This window comes from Marinomonas sp. UCMA 3892, assembly GCF_012726345.1.
Classification (GTDB): domain Bacteria; phylum Pseudomonadota; class Gammaproteobacteria; order Pseudomonadales; family Marinomonadaceae; genus Marinomonas.
Window position 1 is genome coordinate 398316 of sequence record NZ_PTXN01000002.1, and the last position, 24939, is coordinate 423254.

Annotated in this window: 19 protein-coding genes; 7 read left to right on the forward strand and 12 right to left on the reverse strand. The window is 42.3% G+C overall.

All coding sequences use genetic code 11. From position 1 onward, the window contains the following. Window positions 1-8: 8 nt before the first annotated feature. Window positions 9-1442, reverse strand: a complete 1434-nt coding sequence (locus tag B6N13_RS04730; RefSeq protein ID WP_157035986.1) for a peptidoglycan DD-metalloendopeptidase family protein — start codon at window positions 1440-1442, stop codon at window positions 9-11. 425 nt (window positions 1443-1867) lie between these two features. On the opposite strand from B6N13_RS04730, the gene fdhD reads away from it, so the two are divergent. After that, window positions 1868-2740 carry a formate dehydrogenase accessory sulfurtransferase FdhD gene (gene fdhD, locus B6N13_RS04735; protein WP_169458642.1) on the forward strand — a complete coding sequence of 291 codons (873 nt, stop codon included), beginning with the start codon at window positions 1868-1870 and terminating at the stop codon, window positions 2738-2740. Window positions 2741-2759: 19 nt separating this feature from the next. Here fdhD and B6N13_RS04740 read toward each other — a convergent pair whose 3' ends face one another. Next, window positions 2760-4214 (reverse strand): TrkH family potassium uptake protein, encoded by a 1455-nt coding sequence (locus B6N13_RS04740; protein WP_169458643.1) that lies wholly within the window; start codon window positions 4212-4214, stop codon window positions 2760-2762. A gap of 264 nt (window positions 4215-4478) precedes the next feature. Between B6N13_RS04740 and B6N13_RS23530 the strand changes: the two genes are divergently transcribed. Next, window positions 4479-4604: a hypothetical protein gene (locus B6N13_RS23530; protein ID WP_282434062.1), complete on the forward strand. Its 126-nt coding sequence runs from the start codon at window positions 4479-4481 to the stop codon at window positions 4602-4604. A 96-nt stretch (window positions 4605-4700) separates the two neighbouring features. Here the strand turns inward: B6N13_RS23530 and B6N13_RS04745 are convergent, their stop codons facing one another. The 9 genes from B6N13_RS04745 to B6N13_RS04785 form a co-directional block, all read right to left on the reverse strand. Next, window positions 4701-5633 (reverse strand): FAD-binding protein, encoded by a 933-nt coding sequence (locus B6N13_RS04745; protein WP_169458644.1) that lies wholly within the window; start codon window positions 5631-5633, stop codon window positions 4701-4703. Next, window positions 5633-6382: an electron transfer flavoprotein subunit beta/FixA family protein gene (locus B6N13_RS04750; protein ID WP_169458645.1), complete on the reverse strand. Its 750-nt coding sequence runs from the start codon at window positions 6380-6382 to the stop codon at window positions 5633-5635. The genes B6N13_RS04745 and B6N13_RS04750 overlap by 1 nt, the downstream gene beginning before the upstream one ends. 20 nt (window positions 6383-6402) lie before the next feature. Next, on the reverse strand, window positions 6403-6819 hold the full coding sequence (locus tag B6N13_RS04755) for a thioesterase family protein (protein ID WP_169458646.1): 417 nt from the start codon (window positions 6817-6819) through the stop codon (window positions 6403-6405). 30 nt (window positions 6820-6849) lie between these two features. Beyond that, window positions 6850-8703, reverse strand: a complete 1854-nt coding sequence (locus B6N13_RS04760) for a feruloyl-CoA synthase (RefSeq protein ID WP_169458647.1) — start codon at window positions 8701-8703, stop codon at window positions 6850-6852. Window positions 8704-8836: 133 nt separating this feature from the next. After that, on the reverse strand, window positions 8837-10615 hold the full coding sequence (locus tag B6N13_RS04765; RefSeq protein ID WP_169458648.1) for an acyl-CoA dehydrogenase: 1779 nt from the start codon (window positions 10613-10615) through the stop codon (window positions 8837-8839). A 13-nt stretch (window positions 10616-10628) separates the two neighbouring features. Further along, window positions 10629-11396, reverse strand: coding sequence for a 3-hydroxyacyl-CoA dehydrogenase (locus B6N13_RS04770; protein WP_169458649.1), 768 nt, complete (start codon window positions 11394-11396; stop codon window positions 10629-10631). A 79-nt stretch (window positions 11397-11475) separates the two neighbouring features. Then, complete coding sequence (locus tag B6N13_RS04775; protein ID WP_169458650.1) at window positions 11476-12234, reverse strand: crotonase/enoyl-CoA hydratase family protein; 759 nt, start codon at window positions 12232-12234, stop codon at window positions 11476-11478. A gap of 91 nt (window positions 12235-12325) precedes the next feature. Further along, window positions 12326-13528, reverse strand: a complete 1203-nt coding sequence (locus tag B6N13_RS04780; protein ID WP_169458651.1) for a thiolase family protein — start codon at window positions 13526-13528, stop codon at window positions 12326-12328. 33 nt (window positions 13529-13561) lie between these two features. Next, the gene (locus B6N13_RS04785) at window positions 13562-15127 is read right to left on the reverse strand and encodes a CoA-transferase (protein WP_169458652.1); all 1566 of its coding nucleotides are present in this window, start codon (window positions 15125-15127) and stop codon (window positions 13562-13564) included. 349 nt (window positions 15128-15476) lie between these two features. Here B6N13_RS04785 and B6N13_RS04790 point away from each other — a divergent pair, with 349 nt between their 5' ends. The 5 genes from B6N13_RS04790 (at window position 15477) to B6N13_RS04810 (ending at window position 20285) form a co-directional block, all read left to right on the forward strand. Beyond that, window positions 15477-16511, forward strand: a complete 1035-nt coding sequence (locus tag B6N13_RS04790) for a TRAP transporter substrate-binding protein (RefSeq protein WP_012070705.1) — start codon at window positions 15477-15479, stop codon at window positions 16509-16511. 288 nt (window positions 16512-16799) lie between these two features. After that, window positions 16800-17837 carry a TRAP transporter substrate-binding protein gene (locus tag B6N13_RS04795; RefSeq protein WP_012070706.1) on the forward strand — a complete coding sequence of 346 codons (1038 nt, stop codon included), beginning with the start codon at window positions 16800-16802 and terminating at the stop codon, window positions 17835-17837. Between the two features lie 33 nt (window positions 17838-17870). Next, window positions 17871-18374 carry a TRAP transporter small permease gene (locus B6N13_RS04800; protein WP_012070707.1) on the forward strand — a complete coding sequence of 168 codons (504 nt, stop codon included), beginning with the start codon at window positions 17871-17873 and terminating at the stop codon, window positions 18372-18374. Continuing rightward, on the forward strand, window positions 18367-19686 hold the full coding sequence (locus B6N13_RS04805; RefSeq protein ID WP_012070708.1) for a TRAP transporter large permease: 1320 nt from the start codon (window positions 18367-18369) through the stop codon (window positions 19684-19686). Before B6N13_RS04800 ends, B6N13_RS04805 begins: the two co-directional genes overlap by 8 nt. Window positions 19687-19826: 140 nt before the next feature. Beyond that, entirely contained in the window at window positions 19827-20285 is a 459-nt protein-coding gene (locus B6N13_RS04810; protein WP_169458653.1) for a MarR family transcriptional regulator, read from the forward strand. 130 nt (window positions 20286-20415) lie between these two features. Here B6N13_RS04810 and B6N13_RS04815 read toward each other — a convergent pair whose 3' ends face one another. After that, complete coding sequence (locus B6N13_RS04815; RefSeq protein WP_169458654.1) at window positions 20416-24696, reverse strand: CHASE domain-containing protein; 4281 nt, start codon at window positions 24694-24696, stop codon at window positions 20416-20418. Between the last annotated feature and the right edge of the window lie 243 nt (window positions 24697-24939).

Consider the following 24939-nt stretch of genomic DNA (forward strand, 5'->3'; position numbering starts at 1 on the left):
ATCGATATTTAATTTGCCGCGGCATCCAATTCGGAGACTGGTTCAGGCTCTGATTCAACGTCTGTATTCTTAACTGAATCTGCTGCCTGAGCACTCGCCATCATGGCTACCCAGCGCTTAACATTACTGGCATATTCTTTTTTATCACCCTTCGGTATGGATTGGGTAGTCGGAATATCCGTCGTCATTGGATTAACTGGTCGGCCTCTTATATGCAGTTCATAATGCAAATGGGCGCCAGTTGTTCGACCCGTATTACCAGACAAAGCAATTACTTGACCACGTTTAACTTTCTGGCCTTGTTTCACTAATATCTTACTTAAGTGTAAAAAACGTGAGCTATAAGGACCCGTATAATCAACCACAACATACTTACCTGCATACTTATGCGTTGCGATTCGAGTAACAACACCATCTCCTGTAGCAAGAACTTCTGTCCCTGAAGGAGTCGCTAAATCAACACCATTGTGTGGTGCAGGGCGACCTGTAATCGGGTGTAATCGATTGGCATTAAAAGGCGAACTAATTCGATACTGTTTACGCGTTGGCCAACGTAATAAGGCAGGTGTTAAGCTGTTGCCATCGAGATCATAAAAACGCCCATCTGAATGCAAGAAAGCACTATATTTCTGACCTCTTACCGTTATTTCCAGTGCTTCTAGTTGAGTTTCCCCTACCTTTACGCCACCAATATTGCCTTTTTTAACAATGACATTAAAGTCATCACCGGCCCTAAGATCTTTGCGAAAATTCACTCGACCTTTCAGTAAATCGTTAATAATTAAAATATTAGTATCCGACAAACCTACTTTTTTAGCTGATAAATAAAAATTTCCACTTATCTTACTGTGCACTGCCTCTTGCGTGTAAGTAATGGGATTAACTTTCTCTTCGTAGCTAAAACCACCGCCATCATGCTGTACATAAGACACACTTTTACTAATGTCTATACGGCGAGTAATCCTAAGTAGATCACCGTTTTCGTCCAACTTAAAGGTGAACTTATCATCCGGCATCAAAGGCTCAAGAACTAAAAACTCTTGGTCCGCTTCCAATACAGAATACAAAGACTCTCGCGATAACCCTAAGCGCGCAAAGATGCGAGCTAAGGTATCACCAGGCTTAATAACGTATTCTATTGAAGGAATAGAGGCAGTAACCTTCTCCACGTTTTGTAGTGGATCGGTCGTAACCAGCGAATCATAGTTATTATCTTCATCCGTATTCGAACTGGCCTGTGGAGGCACTAGACTTTTAGTGTCATTACTCTTCTCTGTATCTATTTTAGCGGTACTAGGTAATGTGTAGTCTTTAGGATTATTTGTTGGTGATACAAGGGACTTATAAACAAACAACAAAGCGATAAAAGCAACAAATATAATGGATAACCAAGCTCGCGGGCCAGACAAAGCCCAACGCGAGAGGCGATTAATAAACTGCATAAATAAAAAACTCATTTAACAAAAAGTGGCTCACGGAGAACCTGACTATGTGCTAATACATTTGATCGCACACGTTCTCGATATATGACAAAAACAGAACCACACTTTGTAGCATGTGCTTTTTCCTTGCCACTGTTGGAGTGCAAATAATCACAGTCCATACCCTTTTAACCTATAGTTTTACAAAACCAATACGTATAAGGGTTTTTGAAGCTTAATTTTTTTGGGTAGGATACGGCATTTTAGGGTCTAAAGAAATACTTAAGCTTTTGAAACACGATTGCATATCGCCTCTTTTTTAAACAAACAATATCTATTCAAAATTCATGTCGTTTTCATGCTCTTTCTTAGCGCAAAAGCATTGGACGCTCCCAATCTCTCTCCGTACTATAAGAGCATCTTCTTAATTAACTGAATTCGATATCATGCTACATTCTCCTATTTCGTTTACCAGCTACAGACGCCAACAGTTTGGCCGTTGTGACACTTTGCAGAAAAATATTGCGCATCAATGCGAAGACACAACAACGCCCCGATTCGAACAAAAAATATTAGAATCGGCAGAACTTGTAGAAGAGATGCCGCTTGCCATCAGTATCAACGATATTTCGTATGCAGTTATGATGGTTACCCCTGTGAGTTTAGAGGCCTTTGTCGTCGGCTTTGCTCGCAGTGAAGGCATTATTGAACATATTAATGATGTACGAGACATCACAGTCCAGCTCACACAAACACAACCAGACATCGAAAGCGTTGCCATCAATCTAGAACTAAGTCCACGCCGATTTGCTCAATTCAAAAAAAGAAGACAAACACATCTTGGCGCAACTGGATGTGGTTTATGCGGTATAGAATCTTTGACTCAAGCAATCCCTGTGCTTTCAATACTTCAGCCTAGTACCCCAATAGAAGAAGCAAGCCTAATCACATTAAGACCCCGTTTATCTGAGCTCCAAGAATTAGGAAACAAAACCGGAGCGGTTCATGCTGCCCTGCTGATATCACCCGAAGGTGAACCTATTGTTTGCATGGAAGACATAGGTCGGCATAATGCCCTTGATAAGATAATTGGCTATGCGCTACAAAAGGATATAAATTTACATAATTACAGCGTTTTGATGTCGAGTCGATGCAGCACAGAATTGGTTCAAAAAGCTGTACGAGTCGGACTTTCTAGACTAATCCATCTAGCCTCGCCAAGTACACTCGCTGTCAAACTTGCCCAGCATTACGGACTAACATTAATTCATTTACCCAAACACGATGCACCGCGAGTGTTCGCCTTATCGAGTAAATAACAGCATAAGCGTGATACGTTTAATGACGCCACATTACGGGGAAGAAAAGCACCAGCACAGTAAAATATTCCAAACGCCCCAAGATCATCGCAAAACTCATCAACCAAGTGCCCGTATCGCTTAGAGGTGAAAAGTTACTACCAAGCTCAGCAAAACCCGGTCCCAGCACATTCAAGCAAGCCGCCGTCGCGCTCAGGGATGCCATAAAACTCATGCCCGTCATCATCAATAAAATCGTAAAAAACACAGTAACCATAGCGGCCAGACACATAAAGCCCATCACCGAATGACGTACATCGGCACTAATAGTTCGCCCTTGAAATTTCATCGCAAAAACACCATTTGGGTGCACCAAACGCTTTAATTCCAACGAAATAGATTTCAAAGAAATGATATTCCGAATCACTTTATTACCACCCGCTGTCGAACCTGCACAGCCGCCAATATAACCAACAAAAATCAATACTATTGAGGTCACTGCAGGCCAAGCGCCAAAATCTGTTGCGGCAAATCCTGTGCTGGTAATAAACGAAATAACATGAAAGAACGACTGAGTAATAGAGACCCAAAGCCCATCTTCTGAACCTGTCTGGAAAAGAAACAAAGCCAATAATAACGCCACAAAAGTAATGATTTTAAGAAAACCACGCGTCTCTTCGTCTTTCCAATACAGTCTAATGCTACGAGCAATATAAATACGATAATGCAGAGCAAAGTTGACCGCACCTAGTACCATGAAAAGATTACAGATCCACAAGATTAACGGGCTTTTAAAATAGCCCATACTGGCATCATGAGTTGAAAAGCCGCCAGTGGATACCGTGGTAAAACTGTGACCAATGGCATCAAACGCCGACATACCAGCAAAGTAATAGCTCAACGCACATAAGCCAGTAATGGCCAAATACACCATCCATAAATAATGTGTTGTACTAGATACGCGAGGAGAAAGCTTATCGTCTTTAATCGGCCCCGGCGTTTCCGCCTTTAACAAACGCATTCCACCGATGTTCAGCATGGGAAGAATCGCCACCACAAAGATCACCACACCAAGACCGCCCATCCATTGCAAAAATTGACGATACATCAAAAAAGTCGGCGGCAATTCATCCAAACCAGACAACACAGTAGCGCCCGTAGTCGTCAAAGCACTAATAGATTCAAACACGCCATCGGTAAAAGAAATATGCGTAACCGATATAATAGGAATTGCACCCAATACACCAACAGCTAACCAAGTCAACGTGGCGAACAGCATGGCTTCACGAGTATTTACGGAGGGTAAAGGATATTTTTTAAAGCCCAATAAAAGAACCAAAGATATGGTAAACGTAATCAAGGCTGGCGTCGCAAAAGCACGTCCAACATCATCTTTAAATAACATAAAGGACAATTCACCGAATACAAACTGCACCACACTCATCCATAAACACGGCATCGTCAGCAAACGCATAATCAACAATGGGCGAATCATGAGTCGTCACGACTCCTATAAACAATCTGCACGGTATAAAAACATCTTTGATAGAGGGAATATTTCAACTGAACTACAGGACCGAGGCACGCTATTAATCCTGATGCACACTATAAGTCAATAAAGCTAAATTCAAAACTTTTCATTATAGAAAACGAACATTTAAAAAAAACTATTTTGCAAATATTGTGGACGAATTGTGAAACCTGTGCTTTTATTAAATAAAATAACAATGAATAAAAGCGCCAACAAAAGGAACTATCTATGGAAAACATGTTACTTGTTGATTTTTTTCACCTTTCTGCTCTTGCCACCACAGTTTGCTGTTTTTTAGTTATCAGCGGCAAACGCGTCATTGAACTTTGCTCGCAAACTCACTCAAGCAAATAAAAAAACCGAGCCTAAGCTCGGTTAAAGTCACCAAATTCACAACAGACTGCCTAACTTAATGATAGGCGGTCATATTATTTATACTCTAATACAATTCTAAAGTTTGCTCGTCATTTCAGGAAGCACATCAAAAAGGTCGCCGACCAAGCCATAATCTGCAACTTGGAAAATAGGCGCGTCTTCGTCTTTGTTTACCGCTACAATCACTTTGGAATCCTTCATGCCGGCCAAATGCTGAATAGCACCAGAAATACCAAATGCCATATACAGATCTGGCGCAACAATTTTACCAGTCTGACCGACTTGCAAATCATTCGATACAAAACCCGCATCAACCGCTGCACGAGACGCGCCAACCGCAGCACCTAATTTATCGGCTAAGGCTTCAACCAGCGCAAAGTTATCGCCACTACCAACACCACGGCCACCAGATACAATACGGCTAGCGCTCGCTAGATCGGGTCTCGCCGATTCAGTAATGTCATCAGATTGCCAACTAGACAAGTTACTATCAGCAATAAAATCTACCGCCTCAACAACACAGGCTTGATCATTCTGTTGAGTACTTTTATCAAAGGAAGATGCTCGCACTGTAATGACTTTTTTATCGTCTAACACGGTTACCGTCGCAATAGCGTTACCGGCATAAATTGGACGCTTAAACTGATCTGCGCTCAATACAGCACAAATATCAGACACTTGGCCAACATCTAATAAAGCGGCCACTCTTGGCATAAAGTCTTTCGATTCTGAATTAGACGGCGCAACAATATGCGAATAACTCGCCGCTAAATGCACCACTAAATCGCCCATTGGTTCAGCCAATACATATTCATAGGCATCAGCATTTGCACAAAGCACCTTAGTGACACCAGACAAACGAGCAGCTGCATTCGCGACCGATTCAATGTTTTTACCTGCCACCAGCACATGAATCTCATTACCAATGGCTTGAGCGGCCGTCAACGCAGATAAAGTAGAAGACGAAAGTACGCTTGAATTATGTTCTGCAATTAATAAAGTCGTCATTAGATCACCTTCGCTTCGTCTTTTAATTTACTGATCAATTCATCCACCGACGCCACTTTAATGCCAGCACTACGAGTTGCAGGCGCTTCAACTTTATCTATTCGGCAATGCGCCTTTGATGTCACGCCTAAATCTGCCAAAGGCAGAGTCTCTAGTAGTTTACGCTTGGCTTTCATAATATCAGGCAATTTGGCGTAACGCGGTTCATTAAGGCGTAAATCTGTTGTCACTATCGCAGGCAATGTAAGTGCAATAGTACGTAAGCCGCCATCAATTTCACGAGTAACAAGTGCTTTACCACCGTCAATAAGCAGCTTAGAAGCAAAGGTTCCCTGTGGACGTTTTGTCAAAGCCGCCAACATTTGTCCCATTTGATTATTGTCTGAATCAATCGACTGCTTACCAAGAATAACTAATCCTGGTTGCTCTTTTTCAACCACCGCAGCAAAGGCTTTAGCGACATTTAAAGGCTCAACGTCGCTTTCAGTTTCAACCAAGATAGCACGATCAGCGCCTAACGCCATGGCGTTGCGAAGTTGCTCTTGGCTTTGCGTTGTTCCAACACTCATCACGATGACTTCTGACGCAACACCGGCTTCTTTAAGGCGAACAGCTTCTTCAACGGCGATTTCACAAAATGGGTTCATCGCCATTTTTACATTGGTTAAATCCACATTGCTTTGATCTGCTTTAACACGAACCTTGACGTTGTAATCAATGACTCGTTTAACACCCACTAAAATTTTCATTCTTTCACTGACCTTTCTGTTTAACCATGACTCAACATTTTGGCTCTGATGTCATCTGGGATTGGTTTGGCTTTAAGAACACCTTCTGCATTATGACAAGCCCAGACACGTTTTTCCGTACATTCGACCGCTAAGTGACCACCATTAAAAAGCTGATGACGAATTCCAAAGCTGGCACGGCCAACATCCGTAATTTCACTTTTGATAATCACCTTATCACCAAACTTAGAAGGCTTAAAAAACTGCGAGCGGGTATCGACCATTGGAAAACCAACATCCTTTAACTCGTCTCGAATATGTCGAAGCGTATAACCCATCGCTTCAAACAAGGCGCCAGTTGATGCATCAAAAAATGCAAAATAACGCGGATAAAAAACAATATCGGCAGGGTCGCAGTCGCCCCACTCGATTTGTACTTGGCGTTCATTATTAAACATGATGCAGCCTCTTTAAAATGATGCTTCTTCTTAAAGACTAATAACTAAGTCCGACAAGGGTTCTTGGTACAAAAGCTCAATTTGATCTTCTCGATGAGCTTGTACTGCACGCTGATTCAGCGAACCTTTATCAGTGACTTCATGGGCATCAATACTAGGTGGAATCGCCTGTAACAAAATACGCTGCACCACCGTTGAACTTCCGGTACTGTTTTTTGAGAACTCAACCAATTTTTGTTTGAAAGCTTCACGAACAGCATAATGCGCGATGATTTCTTCATTTGTTTCAACCAAATCATGAGGAAGAATCGCCTGACAATGAGCCCAATCAGGGAAAATCAACGCACTGATATAACCACGGTTTGTACCACACAAGACAACATCTTGTACAAATGGCGCAAACGCGCTGATGAACTTGGCACGTAATGTTCCAGCACTCACCCAAGTACCGCTATCTAGTTTAAAATCTTCCGACACACGACCATCAAAACGAAAGCCGCGCTGTGGTTCGTTTTCATCAAGATAAGCGAAAGCATCACCTAGACAGTAATAACCATCTTCATCAAATGCCTTTGCGGTCAACTCGGGTTGACGCCAATATCCTGGCATCACGGTTTCCGCTTTGACACGTGCTTCTAATTTGCCCTCGTTTGGAACAAGCTTGATAGATACACCCGGTGCTGGCACACCGATAACGCCTGAAGCGGATTCCTCAACCGAAGCAAATGTCGCTGATGGTGCCGTTTCAGTACAACCGAGTCCGGTGACCATAGGAATTTTTTTGCCAGTGTACTTAATCGCCAAAGCATCCAAATCGTCCCAAATATGCTGCGCCAAGCCTGCTGCGGCAAAAAATGTAAACTGCAAGCGTGCAAAGAATTTCTCGGCCAATTCATTGTCCGCTTTTAAACTTTTCACTAAAAGCTCAAAGCCTTTTGGCACATTAAAATAAACAGTTGGAGAAACCTCAGCCAAATTCTTTAAGGTCTTAGCAAACAATTTTTCGGTTGGTTTGCCATCATCAAGATACAAGCTACCGCCATTGTACAAGGCAATACCGATATTATGATTGCCGCCAAAGGTATGATTCCAAGGAAGCCAATCCACCATAATAGGTGGCTGATCTTTAAAGAACTGCATAACCTGATGAATCATTACTTGGTTGGCGCAAATCATTCGCTGAGTATTGATAACGCCTTTTGGCATACCCGTTGTGCCAGAAGTGAAAAGCACTTTAGCAATGGTATCGCCATTTACTTGTGCATTCTTTTCATTCACAGCATCTGATTCAGGAAAATCCCAAAATGACTGAAACGAGAGCGTCGGATTTTTAATTTTCTGCGGAGTAATGTCGCCTTTAATAACAGCAACTGGCGTATCCAGATCTTTGCAAACCGCTTGGATAGCATTCTCATAAGGGGCAAGTTCATCCACCACAATTAAGCCAGGTGTCAATATATCGAAGATATGCTGTAACTTGCTGTAGTCTGTCGCAACCAAAGAGTACGCTGGAGACACAGGGGCATGGGCAATTCCCACGTACATACCAGCCAGCGCAAACATCAAATGTTCTAGACTATTACCACATAGAAACACGATTGGACGCTCAACAGAAACAGGCTGAGTAATTAACCAAGAGGCAATTTTACGTACTCGGGTTACTGCTTGTGCGTAGGTTACTTTCTGCCATTCACCTTGATCGTCACGTTCTGCAACAAACATTTGATCGGGTGTTTTTGCCGCCCAATATTCAAGCTGATCTGTCCAACACCGTGCATACTCATCTAGTGCCTTTTGGCTATTGATGATTTGCACTCCGCCTTCGCGATTTTCAATGTGGATAGGATGCGCTACGACCTTAATTGGATGAAATTCACCGTTCATTTTTTGCTCCCACTCTCATCTTTTGCCCTTAAAAGGCGCTTTGATTATTTTTATGGCTAGAGTTTTAGGGAGTGGTTTGTAAACCACTGCCGAATTGTTATTGTTTTCTCGACTTCAGACCTCTCGGTCTATTTCAAAATTCATACTCGCTGACACCCGCGCCAGCGTTTTCAACGACCTTCAAAGCAGCCATCGCAGAAGGCAAACGATAAGCACCATAGAATGCTGCCAACGCTCTAAGATTCTGCATATAGGACTCATCTGTGTTCTCTTGTGCTTGCTGATAAACCAACACATTTAATAACTGCCAAGAGCAACATAAAATGCCCATCGCTTCTAAAAAAGGCACCGACACAGCATGTAAAGACGTTGCATCGCTGTTACTGTTATTCCCCTGAGAGTTAAGCAAGTGAGAATCCAACAAAGACGTCACTTTAGTAACCACTTGCTGGGTTTCTTTTGCCATGGCAGCGAACACTTGGTCAGATTCAAATGAGCTCGCCAACTGAGTAATATCTGCAAGTAACTCTGTTAAGGCTTTACCCTGATCACCACGGACTTTTCTAAACATCAAGTCACGTGCTTGAATGCCGGTTGTGCCCTCATATATCGTCGTGATTCGAGCATCCCGCATGATTTGCGCAACACCTGTTTCTTCAACAAAACCCATCCCACCAAATACTTGAATCACTTGCCCCGCCATCACGTTGACACGCTCTGTCGCAAAGGCTTTAAAAATCGGGGTAAGTAAAGCGACTCTGTCTTTTTTGCTTTGATTGCTTTCCGTTTTATCAACAGCTGATTCAGTTGCATCAATTTGTGCAGCAATCTGATAACCCAATGCGCGTAATGCAAAAGTTTCTGAACGCATTTCTAGCAACATGCGTTTCACATCAGCATGTTCCACAAGGGCTACTTTTTCGCCTTGGACATTTGTACCCTGAGTTCTTTCTTTGGCATATTCCAATGCCCGTTGATACCCTAACTCACCTAACGCTACACCTTGCAAGCCACAGCTTAAACGAGCTTCGTTCATCAGTACGAACATAGCCATTAAGCCTTGATTCAACTCGCCAACCAATTCACCAACACAGTCGTCTTGATCGCCGTAACTAATGGAGCAAGTTGGACTGCCATGGAGCCCCATTTTGTGCTCAATGCCAGTACAGCGAACATCGTTAAACCCACCTAAAGAGCCATCATCAGAAACACGATATTTAGGTACGATAAAAAGTGAAATACCACGACTACCCGCTGGCGCATCAGGCGTTCTCGCGAGCACTAAATGGGCTATATTGTCGGTAAGATCATGATCGCCATAAGTAATATAAATCTTCTGGCCTTTGATCTTATAAGTGCCATCTTGTTGTGGAACAGCTTTGGTATTCAGTGCGCCTAAATCAGAGCCTGCATTGGGCTCTGTCAACGCCATAGCGACCGTCCATTCACCGCTGACAATCTTTGGCAAATAACGCTGCTGAATAGACTCGTTAGCAAAGTTCAGTAGAATTTCTGAACCACCTTGAGCCAAGGCTTGAAACATCACAAAGGCCAAATTTGCCGACAACCACATTTCATTCACAGGTTGAGCTATGTACTTTGGCAGACCTTGACCACCAAACTCCTCGGGCAACGCCAAGCCAATCCAGCCCGATTCAGCAAATTGCTTATACGCATCTTGCCATCCATCTGGTGTGATCACATCACCATCCTGAAAACGGCAACCTTGCACATCACCAATTTGGTTTAGTGGCGCGAGCATTCCAGCAGCAAATTTTGCTGCCTCTTCCATCACTGCGTTGGCTAGCTCTGGATCAAAACCATCCAATGATTCGAGAGCATCTAGACCTTGTTGCTGATAAGCTTGCGCCACCAGCAACTGCATGTCTTTATAAGGCGCTTGATAAGTCATCATCTACTCCGAATTACTTCGCCGCCATACGAATCGCACCGTCCAGACGAATGACTTCGCCATTCAACATGCCATTTTCAATGATATGTTGGGCCAAAGAAGCGTATTCATCAGGTTCGCCAAGACGTGGCGGAAATGGTACAGATTCACCTAAAGACTTTTGCACTTCTTCTGGAAGCACATCCATCATTGGTGTTTTAAATAACCCCGGAGCAATAGTCATTACGCGAATACCAAAGCGCGCTAGTTCACGGGCAATCGGTAACGTCATGGCACAAACACCACCTTTAGAAGCCGCATAACCAGCTTGCCCAATCTGACCATCAAATGCTGCCACTGAGGCTGTGTTGATAATCACACCGCGCTCTAAATTGGCTTCAGGTTCATTGTGCTGCATTTTGTCTGCAACCAAACGAATCATGTTAAAAGTACCAATTAAGTTAACCGATACTGCACGCTGAAATGACGCTAAACGATGCGGACCTTCACGACCAACGATACGTTCTGCACCTGGAATACCAGCGCAGTTCACCAGACCACTGATAGGGCCAAACGCTTCTACGGCTTTATCAATTGCATTTTGTACCGATTCTTCGCTGACGATGTCTGTCACGCAACCTTGTACACGCTCACCTAAAGAGGCTTTCACACGCGCTAAACCTTCTTCATTTACATCCGCTAAAGTGACTTTTGCCCCTAAACCATGTAACCGACGCGCAACCGCTTCGCCAATACCAGAAGCCGAGCCTGTAACTACAAAATGTTTGTCTTGGATTTGCATAAAATACACCTTTAATTTGCTTTGTTATTTTTAGAGCAACATCATTTACAAAAGAAAAATCTCTTACAGAAAAAAGCGCCTAGGATTTTTTACGATTCAAAAAAGCATCGATACGTGCTTTTACTTCATCGCTGGTTTGCGTAATACCGCAAATTAATGACTCAGCGTACAACCCTTCTTGTGCAGACATGTTGCTAATACGACTCAATCCAGTGGTCATGGCCCAATTTGAATATTTAGAGTTCTTGGCAATGCCTTCTGCAATTTCAAAGGCTTTTGCCAAAGCTTCGCCATTACCAACAACATAATGAGCCAAACCAATACGCAGGCCTTCTTCTGCTCTGACATCACGGCCGGTTAACATCATTTCGGTCATACGACTGGCGCCAATTACATTCGCCACGTTGACAGATGCGCCGCCACCCACAAAGATGCCATGTTTACCTTCAGGCAAACGATAAAAAGTGTTTTCTTCGCTAACTCGAACATGGGCGCAAATAGCCAATTCCAAACCGCCACCAATCACCGCACCATGCATAGCGGCAACCACTGGAATGCCAGAATCACTAATATGGCCAAAAACCCGATGCCACATATTGGAATGCTTAACCACCTCGAACGGTTCGCGTGCTTTATGTTCTTGTAAATCAAGGCCAGAGCAAAACTCAGGGCCATTACCAGAAAACACAATGACATTCACATCATCGGTTAAATTCAAAAACACATGTTCAATCTCAAGACATAAGCTGTCGTTGATGGCATTTTTCTTTTCTGGGCGATTAAGCTGCAAATGCGCCACACCATTCTCTACGGAATAATTAATAAATTGATAAGACATCTTGGATTACCTTTAAAATTTTTATTGAGCCTGTGCACGATATGATGTGCAAATGAGCAACCAAATAATCGAGCACAGTAGTCGTGCCTGCTTAGCGATCTGAAACCTTGATCACTACCGCCATACCGGTATCCCCTGCGGCACACCCCGTAAATAAACCATAACCACCGCCAATCAGTGTTAACTCTTCAATCAGCTCAATAATGGCACGCATACCAGTTGGCCCTTGAGGATGTCCCCAAATCAAGGAACAGCCGTAGTTGTTCATGGTCATCACATCTATGTCCATGGCTTTTGCAAAGGCCACATCGTTAACCGCAAATGGATTATGTGTTTTGATCGATTTAACTTGTTTAATATCGATACCCGCTACCGCAAGGGCGCGTTTTGCCGCTTCAATTGGCGCCGCAGGCATAAAGGCCAAATCGTCTCGGGCTTGCCCAAAACCCAACACTTCAATCTTGATTTCTGGACGCGTGGTAAGAGAAGCCACATCCTCAGACCGGCAAAGAATTGCAGAAGCGTTACCATCAGCTGGGTGAGTTTGATTACCGAACGTAATCACGCCACCTTCCTGAATCGGTTTCAGTTTTTGCAAACCCTCTAACGTCGTTGGAAACACACCTTCATCCCCTGTGATCACGGTTTCTTCTTTTTTGAAGTTGGCCGTTGGCACTGACAAAGGCAATGTCATGTAGCGTTTTTGAAAAGCTTGATCATCTTTTAATGCATCTTGATATTGCTCATAACGACGGTAAGTGACTTCGTCCAATTCTTCTCGCGTAATATCAAAACGCTTGGCCACGTTTTCGCCAGTTTGCATCATGGAATGACCGCCTACACAATCGTTCATCATGTTGTAGGTGACCTGATCTTCCGAAGCCCCTGCTGGCCCTTTGGCATTTGGGTAATAAATATGTGGGCCATTTGAACAACGATCGGCCGTTATCAAGAGAGAAACATTGGCCATACCGCAGACAATTTCTGATGCTGCGGCAAATAGACCACGAGCACTGGTAGCACACACTTGGTTCACCGCATGCCCCGCTGTATTCACAGCACCAATTTCATACAAAGGCCAAGGTGCACCGTTAAAGGATTGATATTGGTTAACCGTCATCCCCAGCACACCAGAATCAAACACCTTGGGATCGATGTTACGTTTTGCCAACTCGGCTTTCGCCACATGAGCGGCAAACTTCATTGAATGCAAATGCTGCAACGAACCTTGCCATTTGGTAAACGGCGTACTCCAGTAAGCACCGTAAGGAATTTCTACATTCTTGATAGACATAATATTTACTCTTTATTCTTGTTGTTATTTTAACTATGGATTTGACGTTGCCATGATGTCGCCCAAACCACCCCACTGCTCAGCAAAAATGGCGGCTGGCATGGTTTTAAGGTCATCAGCAATAATTGGGCGGAAAGCCATCATGCTTAGTACGTCTTTTTCCAAATCCAATCCAGGGGCAACTTCCGTAAGTACCATACCTTCCTGACGCAGCTCTAACACACAACGTTCGGTCACGAACACCACTGGCTGATGGTTTGCACGGGCAACCGCACCACTAAACGTAATGTGATCAACGGCTTCGACAAACTTCTGCACCTTGCCTTCTTCCAGTACTTTCATCTTGCCATTCTCGAAGCCAAGCTTAGCGCCATTCACCAAGGTACCGCAGAACACGACTTTTTTAGCGCTCTGGGAAATGTTGATAAAACCACCTGGTCCAACCACTTTAGGACCAAATTTACTGACGTTTAAGTTGCCTTCTTTATCCGCTTGAGCCAGTCCTAAGAACGCAATATCTAAACCACCGCCATCATAAAAATCGAACTGAGCTTCGTGCTCGATAATGGCATCCGCATTCCAAGCCGCACCAAAATCACCACCAGAAGCAGGAATACCGCCATAGGTACCCAGCTCTGTCGTTAGGGTGAATAAATGAGAAACCTTTTCTTCTGCGGCAATCGCGGCCACACCATCTGGCATACCAATACCAAGGTTGACCATGACATTGGCTTTTAACTCCATGGCGGCACGACGAGCAATCACCTTGCGGTCGCTAAATGGCATAGGCGGTAACGCATTTAATGGCACACGAGAGTTACCGGCTAACCCTGGGTTATAGGTTGTTGTGATGGTTTGTTTGTGATCTTCGGCTGGAGCGACCGTAACGTAATCCACCAATACGCCCGGCACTTTGACTTCTTTTGGATGAATGGAGTGACGCTCAGCAATGTATTTCACCTGCGCAATGACAATCCCACCACTGTTTTTAGCCGCCTGCGCCATAGGCAGTATTTCCGCCAACATCGCTTCTTCTTCTACCGATAAGTTACCGTCTTCATCAGCTGTGGTGGCGCGAATCACTACAACATCTAATGGAAACTTTTTATATAGCAGCCATTCTTCATCTTCAATTTCGATGCGCTTGACTAAATCTTCCGTAGTTAATGAAGTGACTTTGCCGCCGCTAATTAAGGGATCAACATAAGTTCCCATGCCCACTTTGGTGATTACACCCGGTTTATTCCCTGCAATCTGACGCCACATGGTGGTCAGTACGCCTTGGGGTAAAAGGTAGGCTTCAATAGCATTGTCTGTGATCATCTGCGCCATTTTTGGTGCTTGACCAGTATGACCTGAGATTAAACGCTTCACTAAATTCGGGTACGCCATGTGCGACATGCCAGCGTCTTTGCCATCACCACAACCACAGTCATGGATAAGAGTTAATTGCTGCGGATGACCGGTTTCTTTAAAACGCAGCTCAACGGCTTTAGCCACAGCTTCGGCAAAATAAGACATACCCACAGTTGACCAAGCAACATTGGCGCCATCAGGAATCAAATTAGCGGCTTGCGCTAGGGAAATAACCTTACTCATTTTTACCCTCACATCTCTTTTACTTATTTGGTTAATCGGGGTTTAGTTAGTTGGGCTTTTGTTTATGGGCGTTACTTTAATTTATTAAGAATAATTATGTTGTACACCACAACTATTTTTTTTACAAACATTTTATCTGGCCATTACTTTTTTTGAATACCTTGGGTGAAAATTAAATAAATACAAATGTTGAAAACAACAACAATTTATGTGAAAAACAAACTATTGTTTAGAGGGGAATCAGAAAGGCAGCCAGATAAATACCATAACTGGTTATGCTAAAAGCTTGTAAAACGACTGATTGAATGAAAAGAGCACTATTAATAACAATAAAATCAAAGGTGAAAAAATGAAAAAAATCCAACTAGCAGGCTTAGCGTTAATAGCTGGCTCAATGTTATCTACAACTGCTTTCGCAGCAGAGGCTGAATATAATCTCAAGCTGCATCACTTCCTTCCGCCTATGTCTATGGCCCATACCCAATTTCTTGAGCCTTGGGCTAAAAAAGTAGAAGCAGATTCAAATGGTCGAATTAAAATAGATGTCTATCCTGCAATGCAGCTGGGTGGTAAAGCTCCGCAATTGTTTGACCAAGTGAGAAAAGGCATTGTCGATATATCTTGGACTGTAGCTGGCTACACTCCTGGCCGCTTTCCTAAAATGACATCCTTTGAGCTTCCTTTCATTCCAGGCACAGCCAAAGCTACAAGCATGGCCTTGCAAGAATACGCAGAAACAGAAATGCAAAATGAGTTAAAAGATGTGCATTTAATTGCTACTCATACCCATGCTCCCGGATCTTTTCATTCCAGGGACAAAGCCATTAAGACATTAGAAGATATAAAAGGGCTAAAGGTAAGAGCGCCAAACAAAGTCATGTCAGATGCATTTAACACAATTGGTGCAAACACAATATTTCTACCAGTAACTGAAATGCCAAGTGCTCTATCAAAAGGCGTAATCGACGTCGCAGTACTGCCATATGAAGTGGTTCTACCAACAAAAATTTATGAGCTAGTTAAACATCATACCGAATTTAAAGGGGCTGGCTTATATGCCAACACCTTCATATTCTCTATGAACAAAGATCTCTATGACAACATGCCAGCAGATTTGCAGAAGGTTATCGATGACAATTCAGGTATTACGTTAGCCGGACATATTGGTGATTTGTTTGATAACTATGAAGTCTTTGCTCGTAAATACGCAGTTGACCAAGGCAACAGCTTCGATTACATCGAAGGTGCAGAACACCAACGCTGGGAAAAGGCTATGGCTCCTGTGACAGAGCAGTGGCTTCAAGATATGAACAAGGATGGCTATGATGGCCAGCGCCTTCTAGATAAAACTAAATCACTTATCAAAAAGTATAGCAATTTTTAAACAATACGTTTATTACAGGATAAAACAGCAACTACCAACATGAAGTGCTCTTTTCTAGAGCACTTTTTAACTTTTTAATTGGGAATGTTTTTTTTGAATACCTTGGGTGAAAAATCTATAAATACGATTGTTGAAAAGCACAACAATTTATGTCACAAAGGATATAGTTTTTAAGAATGAGCAGTAACAGCCCCTCAAAATGACATTGTATTTAGCAATTATGGAAGGTTGCGAAATGTCATTAGAAATAACAAAAAACACTTAATAAAAAAAATAAAGGTGATAAAAATGAAAAAGTTCACACTACAAAGCTTGGCATTAATTGCAGGCACTATCATGTCAATCAATGCCATTGCTGCAGAGCCTGAATACACCTTCAAGCTTCATCACATGCTCCCTCCTGTGTCTAACGCACACACCAACATTCTTCAGCCCTGGGCAAATAAAGTCGAAGCTGAATCCAATGGCCGTATTAAAATTGATATCTACCCAGCCATGCAATTAGGTGGCAAACCACCACAGCTTTTTGATCAAGTTCGTAAAGGCGTTGTCGATATCACCTGGACTGTTGGTGGTTATACCCCTGGCCGATTCCCAAAAGCGACAGTATTTGAATTACCTTTTGTTCCGCAAAACGCTCGTATCACGAGTATGGCAATACAAGAATATGCAGAAAAAGAAATGCAAGACGAACTAAAAGACGTTCATCTGCTTGCCATGCACACTCACTTCCCAGGTTCGCTTCATTCTCGTGATAAAGACATCAAATCACTTGAAGACCTTAAAGGCCTAAAAGTTCGTGCGCCAAACAAAATGATGGCTGACATCTTCAGCCAACTAGGTGCTAATACTATTTTCATGCCAGTACCAAGCATGCCGAGCGCCCTCTCAAAAGGCGTTATTGATGTAACAACACTACCTTTCGAAGTAGTTAAACCGCTCAAAATTGAAGAATTAGCCCCCCATCACACAGTGTTTAAAGGTGATCACGGTTTTTATACTCAGTTCTTCATTTTCGCAATGAATAATGATTCATATGCCAAGCTTCCAGAAGATTTAAAAGCTGTAATAGATCGTAACTCTGGCGTTAATTTAGCGGGCTTCTTCGGTGATGCATACGATGCTTATGAAATTGGGGCTCATGGTGATGCAGTAAAACGCGGCAATACGTTCAACACAATTGAGGGTGCTGAGTTTGATCGCTGGAAAGAAAAATTTGCTCCTGTCACTGAACAATGGTTAAAAGAAATGAACGCTGACGGTTATGATGGACAGCGCTTATTAGACGAAGCCAATGCTCTTATCAAAAAGTATGAAAACTTCTAAGCCATTCCGATACCGTACGTAGGATGATTTAACATGATACGTTTTACTACCGACTTAAAGCGCTCTTCCCTAGGGCGCATCTCGGACATATTAGCAATGACAGGTGGGGTTATCATGTTAATGGTAGCGGCGGTTACCGTCGCTAGCATTATAGGTCGAACCACTATAGGACAATCAATAGAGGGAGATTATGAAATCACAGAGATGGGCCTAGCCATGGCCATTTTTCTTTTTCTGCCTACTTGTTACATACGTAGAGGCCACGTCATTGTTGACTTATTTACGGCTAACTGCAAACAAAGCACCTTGCTCACTTTAGAAATAATTAGTGACATAGTGTTTACTATTGTTTCCTTTACTTTTGCTTATCGTATGAGTCTGAGCGGTATAGAAGCAAAAGAATATTTAGAGCAAAGCATGCTACTTGAACTCCCCACTTGGTGGACTTTTATTGTTGGCGTCATTTCAATGACACTATGCGGTTTATGCGGTCTATATCGCTTGTTCGCAACACTTCGTGGAGGTAGTCATGAGTAATATCGAATTGGCCTTTTTAATGATGGCTGTGCTGATGGTCTTAATGAGCATCCGCATCCCGATTGCATTATCTATGTTAGTGTGTGGTGCATTTGGTTACGCCATGATAGGTGGCTTCCCTGCTCTATTAGAATATTTAGGCACGGCGCCAGTATCAAAATTCTCCAGCTATGATCTATCGGTCGTCCCTCTTTTCCTGCTTATGGGCGAGCTGGCAACGCGTTCAGGTATTACAGCAGAACTATTTAGAACCTGTAATACTTGGATTGGCCGTCAACGTGGTGGTATTGCCATGGCCGCTATTGCAGGTTGTGCAGCTTTTGGGGCTATTTGTGGATCATCATTAGCAACCGCATCCACTATGGGAAAAGTGGCTCTTCCTGAAATGAAGCGACTCAATTATTCTGGCAGCCTTGCTGCTGGGGCACTCGCGGCAGGTGGAACACTGGGAATTTTGATTCCACCCTCAATGGTACTAATCATCTTTGCGGTACTGACTGAGCAAAATATTTCGAAAATGTTTATCGCTGCCTTTGTACCAGGCTTTTTAGCAGCAGGCGGTTATATTCTTGCCATTGCTATTTATGTGCGTATTTATCCTGAAGCTGGCCCACGCGGTGAAAAAACCACCTTTGCGCAAAAGATAAAATCTACCAAAGACGTTTGGCACATTACAGGGATTTTTCTCATTGTATTGGGCGGTATCTATCTAGGGATTTTCACTCCTACTGAGGCCGCATCTGTTGGTGTTATTTTGACAGCAATCCTAGCATTCACTCATGGCAAAATGCGCCTAGATGGTTTGCTAGTCTGTCTTATGAAAACGGCCGTATCTTCTGCAATGATCTTTTTCATTGTATTGGGCGCGGATCTTTTTAGTGTCTTTATCGCGCTTTCAAGATTACCAGACTTGGGTGTGGAGCTTATTCAAAACTCCGGGCTTTCGCCTTATACCATCTTAGTCGTCATGCTTTTAACCTATTTGGTTATGGGTTGTTTCTTAGACAGCTTAGCAATGATATTACTAACAATTCCAATCTACTTCCCAATGATTATGGCAATGGATTTTGGTATACCTCCGGCAGACTTAGGCATTTGGTTTGGTATACTCGCCTTGATCGTGGTTGAAGTAGGGCTAATCACTCCCCCTGTTGGTATGAACGTATTTATCATTAAGTCGTTTGATGATTCCTTGAAGCTGAAAGAATGCTTTAAAGGCGTAATTCCCTTCTTAATATCTGACTTTGTCAGGGTAGCCTTGTTAGTACTTTTCCCAAGTATCACCCTCGGACTGGTCCACCTAATTGCCTAATAAAACTCCAAAAGAGCTGGTATTTCCACCAGCTCTTTTGGCTATTTTAAGATATAGAAAAAACGAAATAGTTTAGCATTACACCAAATTAGCATTTTTATATTACAATGCTGGTTCATATGACTAAAAATGAGACTTACATGGCAGACGATACAAAAAAAACAGACCAAGCAGTAGACTTTGGAATACTAAATAACTTAGTTGGTTATCGCCTACGCCGCGCCCAAATGAACTTCTTCAGCAAATTTTCTGAAGTCTGTTCTGATCTCGGTATTAGCCCAGGTTTATTTGCAATTATCGCCATAGTAGAACGTAACCCAGGGTTAACTCAAACTGCGGTAGCTCAAGCACTTGGCAATGACAGATCTGCTATGGTTGCAGCGGTCGACAAATTAGAAAAAATGGACATTCTCGAACGCCGCCCAGCTATCAATGATCGTCGTTCTTATGCTTTGTTTATGACCAAAAAAGGTGAGAAGTTTTTCTTAACTCTAAGCGAACGCGTTATGGAACATGAACAAATCATGGCAGCACGTTTAGAAGGCGATAATGAACTAGATTGGTTACTAAAGACGCTAGATACCTTGTCTCATGGCTAAGGTTATTCTTGAAATCTAAAGTGCTGCGAAAGCTATCCGATTTAAACACGGCCTATTTTAAATATTGTTACTGATAAAAATAGCCTGATCATTATGTGATGATCAGGCTATTTTTTAATGCATCAACTAATTACTTTAGTTTAGCAATGATAGTAGCAAGCTCTTCTTCTAGCTCAACATGCAATGCTGTCGTGTTAATAGAAACCATGCAGGCTTCAATTTCTGTACTGTCTTCAGAGTTTTTTAATACACTTTCAAAGGCAAACAAGTGATTAGAAAGCTTCAGTAATCCCATCGTCAATGCTGCGCCTTTTAAAGTATGAAGGTGCTCACGTGTTTTTACTTTGTTTTTCTCATCAACGCCTTCTTTTATCTTTTCTAATAAATCATTTGCCTCAAAAGTAAAGCCTTCAACAACACTTTTATAAAGATCAACACTACCACCAAAACGACTCAAGATAGACTCTAAGTCTTCGTATTCATTAGACTCAGTGGTTGATTCAATCAGTTCTGGTGAGGGGATTTCTTCCCGAGGCACAAGAACAGAATCTCTTTCATTTATAGATTCAAGGACCGTATATTTAAGGATACAGGTAACCATTTGATCGATGTCTAATGGTTTGCCAATGTGGTCATTCATACCAGCATTAAAACAAGCCTGACGGTCAACTTCCGATACATTAGCAGTCATGGCAATAATGGGAAGTGCACTAAATCTCGCATCCTTACGAATTTGCTTAGTTGCTTCCAAGCCATCCACATCAGGCATTTGCATGTCCATTAGTATCAAATCGAACATTTCCTCTTCTCGATTTAATACCATAGCAACGCCTTCTAACCCGCTTTCCGCCACCATTACATTAGCACCTTCGGCAATCAGTAATTCTGTCGCTACCTGCCGATTAAAAACATTGTCTTCGACTAACAGTAACGATACACCAGTTAAGCGCCCTTCTTCACAGCTATTGCTGTGAACTACTTCTATTGGCGTTTTCACATCAGAAAGGGATTGATAAACAGCTTCTGACAATTTGCTCAAGGTGACAGGCTTCAATAAATAGCCAGAGACAGACTCAAGTTGGCTTTCTGATTGATCGCTCATCATGCTGGTTAATAAGATTATTTTCGGATGACTTTCAGATGAAGAGGTTACAAAGTTAATGCTTTCGATACTTTTTTTCCCGCTGAAATCGGATGTTTTTGTATCTAATAAAATAACATCAAAAGGCTTACCCTGTTCTATAGCCTCGTGAACTAATTTACTAGCATATTCAAGTGATTCAGCTTTTTCACTCATCCAGCCCAGACTGAGAGCCATACGAGCAAAAATAACTTGCGTCGCAACATTTGTATCAATAATTAAAATACGTAGCGCTTTTGACGATGTTTGATTAGATATTTTTTCAACTTGAATATCAGCAATGGGTAAGTCAATCGTAAAGTAAAAACGGCTACCTTCACCAAGAACACTGTCTACCTGTAAGGAGCCTCCCATCAACTCTACAAAACGACGACAGATAACCAAGCCCAACCCTGAACCACCGAAGCGTCGCGCCGTAGAAGATTCTCCTTGAGAAAACACATCAAAAATAGAGTCTATTTGGTCTTTCGCAATACCAATACCAGTATCTTTTACAGATACAGACAAGCGCGACACTCTTGGATCAATAGATAGCTGCTTGATTTCTAAAACTACACTACCTTCTAGGGTAAATTTCACGGCGTTGCTTACTAGATTAATCAGTATTTGCAGCAGGCGTAATTTATCGCCAATAAGATAAGCTGGAATGTCTTTATCAATATCAAAAATCAGCTCAACATCTTTTTCTAACGAACTTCCAGACAAGACAGTAGATAGTTCACATAATAATTCTTCGACTTCAAATGGCGCCTTCTCTAACTCTAACTTTCCAGCATCAACTTTAGAGAAATCTAAAATATCATTAATCAAACTCAACAAGGATTTCGCTGATATCTGCGCTTTTGACACATAGTCATTTTGTTGATGAGTTAAAGTCGTACGTTTGACTAAATGGAGCATACCGAGAATTGCATTCATTGGCGTACGAATTTCATGACTCATGTTAGCCAGAAAATTGGATTTGGCTGCGCTAGCAGCATCCGCTTCGTCTTTAGCTTTACGAAGCCAGTCTTCTAGCCCACGCTCTTGGGTGATATCACGGTTAATGCCGGTTACTTTCGTCATTTTGCCTTCAGCATTTTTGTGCAAAGAAGCTCTGGCAAAAATAAAGCGAACGCTATCATCCGGCAACACGATTCTGAACACTAAATTGTATTCATTAATTCCCTCAACAGCCTCTTTCAAAGCATTTTCGGCCATATCTCTATCATCAGGATGAACTCGGTTATACCAATCTGCGTATTTAATCCCATCTTGTTTTTGAGATTTAGAAAGGTGATATATTTCAAACATTGAATCACTCCACTCAAGAGTGTCGTCTTCTATATCCCAAGTCCAAATCCCAAGCTCGGCAACTTCAGCAGCCAATAACAATTGATCTCTGGTAGAAATCAACTCACGTTGGGTTGTCTTTTGCTCGGAAATATCCATAGCAATCCCAAGAAAACCAATCACTTCATCGTCACTACTTTTCATTGGTGTGATCACCAAAGAGACGGGGCGAGCAACGCCATTTTTAGCAACATAAGTCCATTCTTGACTATCGAAGTTCTCGTGCAACGCTTTAAAGATTAAGACTTCCAGATTATCAGTAACATGCGTTCCTGTTGCTTTAAATATATCCGCACGCTGCTGCTCTATCTCAGACTGTAAATGAAACCCCACAGGAGTTCTCTGCCCGACAACTTCCTCAGCGGTATAGCCCAGCATTTTCTGTGCACCATGATTAAATAGCGTAATGATGCCCTTCGTATCAGTCGCAATGATTGAAACCTCTGACGATGCATTAACCACATCATTCAAGAGTAAGTTCAGCTCAAGTAGTTCAGCGGTTCGCTCTTTTACTTGATTTTCTAAATTGGTATTCAACTCTCGGATTTTAGCTTCTGCTTTTTTACGCTCTGAAATATCCCGAACACTCTGAGAAACCCCAATAATTCCATCATCGTCATTAAAAATAGGCGAAAATGTTAAAGAGACGGGAACATCAGTACCTGCTTTAGTCGTTCTTCGAGTCTCTATCGATATCGACTCCTTTTTGTCTTTAACACTAGAGAATATGCTTTTGTCTTCATCTTGAAGTGGGGGTGGGACTAACAGATCGAGCACTTTTTGCCCAACGACCTCCTCCTTTGTGTAACCAAAAATTGACTCAGCACCTTTATTCCAGCTAACAATAACGCCGTCAAGATTTTTACTAATAATGCCATCGGCGGAACTTTCTACTAACGCGGTGATTCTTGACTGATGGGCCATCACTTCACGCTGGCGGACCATACTGACCCGAATTACCACTACCAAAATAGTGCTTAATAAACTGATGGACAAACCAATTACTAAAAATACAAATGGATCTGGCAGATGCAAATCAGCAATAAAGGCAGGCGAAACATGCAACCTACTTTGCCATTGACGACCATAGACTTGAGACGTTTCAACTTGCTCATGACTATCGTTTTTTATTTCACCGCTATTATAAAAAAGAATCTGATCATCTAAGTCCGTAATATCAAAAATCTCATAATGAAATTTAGCTGGGTCATAATTTAATCCAGCCAACACCTCTTCCATTAATAAAGGCGCATAACTCCAACCAAAGCCTTTTTCTATTCGTTCAGCTTGAGTTACTGGCGTGCTGCCACCACGGTAAATCGGCATTAAAATTAAAAAAGATTGCTGCGGTTTCCCTGAGGCTTGTACCAAGGTAATTGGGCCCGTCAGGCGGACTTCTCCTGAATATAAAGAGGAAGTCGCGGCTTCCCGTCGATTTTTCTCTGAGGCAATATCCAACCCAACAGCCTGACGATTGCGCTCTACAGGCTCAATATATTGAATGACATAATGCTCGTTGAAATTAGGATTAAGCATTTTTATGTAAAAATCTGGCCAACCGTCTTGGCGAGCCAGTGATGTGAAATTGTCTACGCTTGATTGTGGTACGCGACGAATAAAACCGAAACCACGGGCACCGGCAAACTCATTATCGACATCTCTCGATCGGCTATATTGTTCAAAAATATCGCGTGTTATCGTATTTTCACCCGCCGTAAGCACAGCACCGCGCGCACCACGAAGCCCATACTGATAAAGCTCTATTCTTGAAGCAACTTCCTGCTTTAAGTTAACAGATGTATCATAAGCCGCTTGATTAATTCTTTCTTCATTTGAGTGCTGGACGTTGTAAGTAATGACACAAGTTATCAGCACGCCTATCAGCAAAGTACCTATCACCCAGCGGTTATAGATATTCTCAGATGATATCCAATTCACGTTTGCCTCCTGGCAGGGATCTTATGCTGTATGAACACCTTAAAAAGGCGTAATAAAGCCAACTAAATTAATTTCTAAGTGTAGATGAATTAATAACTTATAACGTAGTAATGTGCGATAAAAACTAGCTGAGATTACAAAATCTTACGCACTTTGAATAAGATAAACTTTCCTTTATAAGCACAAACCCATTGCCTTAAATCAACACATTAACTATAAAAAGCACATCATCAGCCTTTTTTA